This window comes from Streptomyces sp. MBT65, from assembly GCF_016612545.1.
Taxonomy (GTDB): domain Bacteria; phylum Actinomycetota; class Actinomycetes; order Streptomycetales; family Streptomycetaceae; genus Streptomyces.
The window spans coordinates 1-4,364 of sequence record NZ_JAENRY010000462.1 but is presented as its reverse complement, the minus strand read 5'-3'; the positions used below and the strand labels follow the sequence as shown (position 1 = coordinate 4,364).

At 71.9% G+C, this 4,364-nt stretch carries 1 pseudogene; it reads right to left on the bottom strand.

What is annotated here, in order from left to right:
* Positions 1–4,364, bottom strand: a pseudogene (locus tag JHN63_RS48095) (hypothetical protein); the annotation flags it as partial.

Here is a 4,364-nt window from a genome sequence, read left to right as displayed (position 1 = left end):
CGCCCCGCACCCGGTCCGGCGGAGGAGGCGCGGGCGGGTCGTCCGGGCCGGGTGGCGGGGCGCCGTGCGGGACGTACGGCTCCTGGACCGTCTCGTGCGCGAACCGCACCAGGGGCTCCTCCCCCGGTCCCTCGTACAGGTCGAGCGCCAGCTCGGCCGGCACCTCGAACACCTCGCTGCGCTGTCCCTCGCCGCTGCCGATGAACTGCTGGTCGTGCCCGAGGGACACCTGCGCGCTGTTGTCGTGCTGCGCCTGGTGGGAGCGCACATGGTCGCCGGTGCCGCCGACGGTCCACGCGCCGCCGCGCACCGGCACGCCGAACGAACCGCCGCCACCGTACGACGCCCCGTACTGCGACCCGTTCTGGTCGGTGGCCACCGTCGACAGCGAGGACAGACCGACGCCTTGCACATCGGGCAGCACCGTGGTGTGCGTGCTCCCGCCCGCGCCGCGTACCGCGCTGAGCACGAGCCGCACCCGGCGGGTGCCGCTCACGGTCGGGATCTCCAGGAAGAGCGAGTGGCCGCCGTCCACCATGGCGTCCGCCGCGGCCCGCTGCCCGATCTGCGAGCGGGTCTGCTCGAACCGGCGCAGATTGTTCAACTGGGCCTGCACCAGCGCCTCGTCGGGCAGCACACGGTTGCGCGCGTTGGTGTCGGCGGGCAGGAAACCCTCGCGGCGCAGCCAGTTCTCGGCGTGCACGAAGAGGGGTTCGGCGCCGTCCACGCCGAGCGGTGTCGCCGTGCTGCCGATCGACCGCAGATGCTCCAACTCCACAGGAAGGCGCCGCAGTTCGTCGGCCGTCGGAGCATGCCCCTGGGCGTCCTCGGCGGTCAGCAGCCGCAGCTGCATGCCGCGCGGCCAGTCGCCCGGGTCGAAGGTCTGCCGTCCGCCGCCCGGCAGATGCAGCACCAGGGTGTGCCGCACCCGGGCCGGTGCCAGCAGATGGCTGCGGTTGGTGCGCACCGCGTGCATCAGGGCCGCACTGCCGCTCTGGGTCAGCGCGTCGTTCGTCCCCGCCTGGACCGAGACCCGCCCCAGCACACCGCCGCCGGGACGCCGGGACGCGTCCGGGTGCCCCTCGCTGTGGTCGCCGGTGAGCGCCGGACCGACGCTCCCGGACAGGGACACACCACTGCTGTACTTCGACTGGGCGTCGATCTTCACCACCTGCGTCAGATGGCTCTCCAGGTTGATCTTCCCGGGGACGCTCCGCCGCAGCGGCTCCCCCACCTCCACGTCGGTCAGCAACTGGAACATGCCGACCGCACGCCCCGAACTGTCGAGCAGCACCGGCGAGAAGACGCCCCGGTCCCGCTGCATCGGCAGAGTGCCCCGCAGCAACGGCTCCGACAGGAACGTCTCCAGCTCCGCCAGGGAGTCCTTGTCCAGGGTCCGCAGCCGCGCGTCGAAGTGCTGCAACGCCTCCGCGAGCAGCCGCCCCGGCTCCGCGACCGTGTCCACGCCCCAGATCGGAAGGATGTCCAGATCCGCCGCCGCGGGCAACTCCCCGTCCTCGTCCCGCGCCAGATGCTGCGGGAACCAGAAGGTCACCGGCCCGTGCGACTGCGGCGCCCCCCAGGTGACGGGCGCGGCCAGCACCGGAGTGTCCAGCCGTACGTCCCACAGGGCGGTGAAGTCGTACGGCTCCGAAGGCTCGTTGCTGCGCTGTGCCGTCGTCGACTGCACCACCGAGGTCACCGACGCGCTCGACGAGAGCTGGTTCAAGGTCAGCGCGAGGGTCAGCGCCGCGTCGACACCGCGCACCGGGATCGCCCTGCTCACCGGGAACAGCGCGGTCCAAGGCAGCAGCAGGGTACGGATGGTGCCGGACGCCTCCGACGACACCGACTCCTGGGAACCGATGCCCCGCCGCTCCACCCGTACGTCCCGCACGGCACCCTCGGCCTGCCCGTACCGGGCCGAGGCGACCGGGTCCGCGAGCCGCAGGCGCAGATCCACGTTCCGGACCCGGCCGTCCACGGTCAGCGCGATCCGGAAGCCCAGACTGCCGCGCAGATACGGCAGGTTGATCACCAGCACCTCGGCGCTCGCGACCGTCCGCAACTGCTCCCGCACCGGATGCGTGTCCGCCGCGCCCCCCAGCCCGAGCGCCGTCATCACCTGTTGGTGCAGCCCGTTCACGACCTCCGCCGACAGCGGTTCCAGGTGCACCAGGCCTACGTTGCCGTCCAGTTGGGAGCCGTAGGCGAGGACGAACGTCGAAGAGGGCGGCGCGGCCGGGGCGTTGGAGGTGGGCCAGATGAGAGCGCCGTCGGCGGGGATGGGGGTGGTGTCGGGGTCCTGGACGGGACCGTCCTCGAACTGGCCTGTGTGGTCGTGGAGTTGAGGGCCCGCAGCGGTGACGTTCTCGATCGTGCGGAGGTAACGGCGGGGAATGGTGACCGGGCTCTGGGTGTCGGCCATGAGGCCGGTGGTGCGGACGGTGGTGCTGTTGGGGTGGTTGCGCAACAGGAAGTCGTTGTCGCGCTGCTCGTCCGGCAGACCGAGGTAGTGCAGGGCCTCGTGGAGGAGGTCCGCGTCCGAGTGGCCCAGGTCCAGGTGGAGTTGGTCGGCGCGGGCCGGGTCGGACGTGTGGGTGAGGGTGATCGCCTCGGGGTGGGACGGGTCGTTGATCAGGTTGAGGGTGACGTGCAGCTGGTCACCCGAACCGGGCAGCTCCAGGCCGGAGTTGAGGTGCGTGTCCAGCAAACGCGTGATGCGCTCCTGGAGTTGAGCGGTGTGGGCCGGATCGGTCGTGGTGACCGGGAGGTTGAGCGTGTAGTCCCGGACCCACTGACCGTTGGGCGCCTGGATACGACGGATGTTGGCACGGACGAGCGTCGTCGCACCGCTGAGGACCCCCGGGCGGGGCGGGCTGGACTGGTCCGCGTGCGGATCGAACCGCTCCGTGCTGTGCACGGCGGGACGGGCGTACGGACGCAGCCCATGCCAAGTGTCCTTCGGAGCAGGATCGACGACATGCGACGCGGGCAGGTCGTCGGCTGCGTCACGGGTCGGCGCGGGACGGTAACGGCCGTCCGGCTGAACGCTGTTGGCGTCCTGCGGACCCCGGGGGGCGTTCGACGGGGTGATGGCGGGCTGGTGGACGTCGCTGGCGCTGTAGTGGTTCAGGCCCGTGTAGTGGACCTCCAGCGCGGGGGTGTTCGTGGTCGGGCCGTAGCGCAGCACGATGCCCCGGGGACCGCCGGCCGTGGTGGTGCCGGCGAGAGCGGCGGGCATCGGCTGGAAGACGTGGATGGGGGCGCCGAGGGTGTCGGCGAGCAGCGGCAGGAAGGTGTCGCCGACCGGGTGCGCCCACGCGGCCGACCAGTTCTCCACCGCGTGTTCGAGCACGTCCGCCTCGTCGGTGGTGAGGGGGGCGGTGCTCCGGTGGTACCCGGCGATCAGCAGCGAGCGGCGCTCGGCCGGTGTCATGGCGGTGAGCGTCGGCAGCGCGTTCACCGCACGGAGATAGGCGAACATCCGACGGTTGCTCGGCGCGGCGCCGGCCGGCGGGGGCGGGGCGCCCGGCATCGAGACGGCTTGCAGATAGCGGGTCTGGAGGTCGACCGGGTCCAGGTCCTCGGCATGGGTCACGCCCTGAATGCCGTACTGGACAAGCTCGTTGTCGATCTGGGCGGCGGACATGCCCTGCACGGCCCTCGTGAAGTTGCCGGCGAGGACGCCCCGGAGCTGGCCGAGCACCTGGGCCGGGAGCGGTCGGCTGCCGTCGCCGGCCGCCGCCAGCCGGGCCAGCACCAGGTCCTGCAACCCCTGCTGCGCGGCCCGCAGATGGCCCGCTCCCCGGTGCGTCGTCTGCGGGTTCGCCGCCACCGTCCGGAGGGTCTGCCGTACGTCGTCGGGCCGGGCGAGCCAGGCGGCGGTGCCCGCGCCGATGGCCGGGGTCGCCCGCTGGAGATGGGTGCGGACCAGGTGCGGTGCGCTGCCGATGACGGCGTAGAGGAGGCAGTTGCCGTCGCCGGGGGTCGGGACGGCGTTGCCGGTCGGGGCGACGTACGGAGAGGCCGGGGTCGTCGTGGTGGTCGTGCCGCCGGTGGACGCGGGCGGCTGTACGACCGTGGCCTTGTTGTTGTCCTTGTCGGGGCCCTTGCCCTTGTCCGGACTCTTGCTCTTGTCGAGGCCCTTGGTCTTGTCGAGGCCCGCGCTCTTGCCGGCGTCCTTGCTCTTGCCGGTGCTCGTGCTCGTGTTCTTGCCGGTGGCCGACTTCTTGGTCTTGTCGTTCTTGTCGGCCTTGGCGGTCTTGCTCGTCTTGGTGTCCGTCTTGGCGCTGCTCGTACCGGACTTGGGCGGCCCGCTCTTCTTCGGCTGCTGTTTCTTGGGGGCCGGGGTCGGTGTGGAC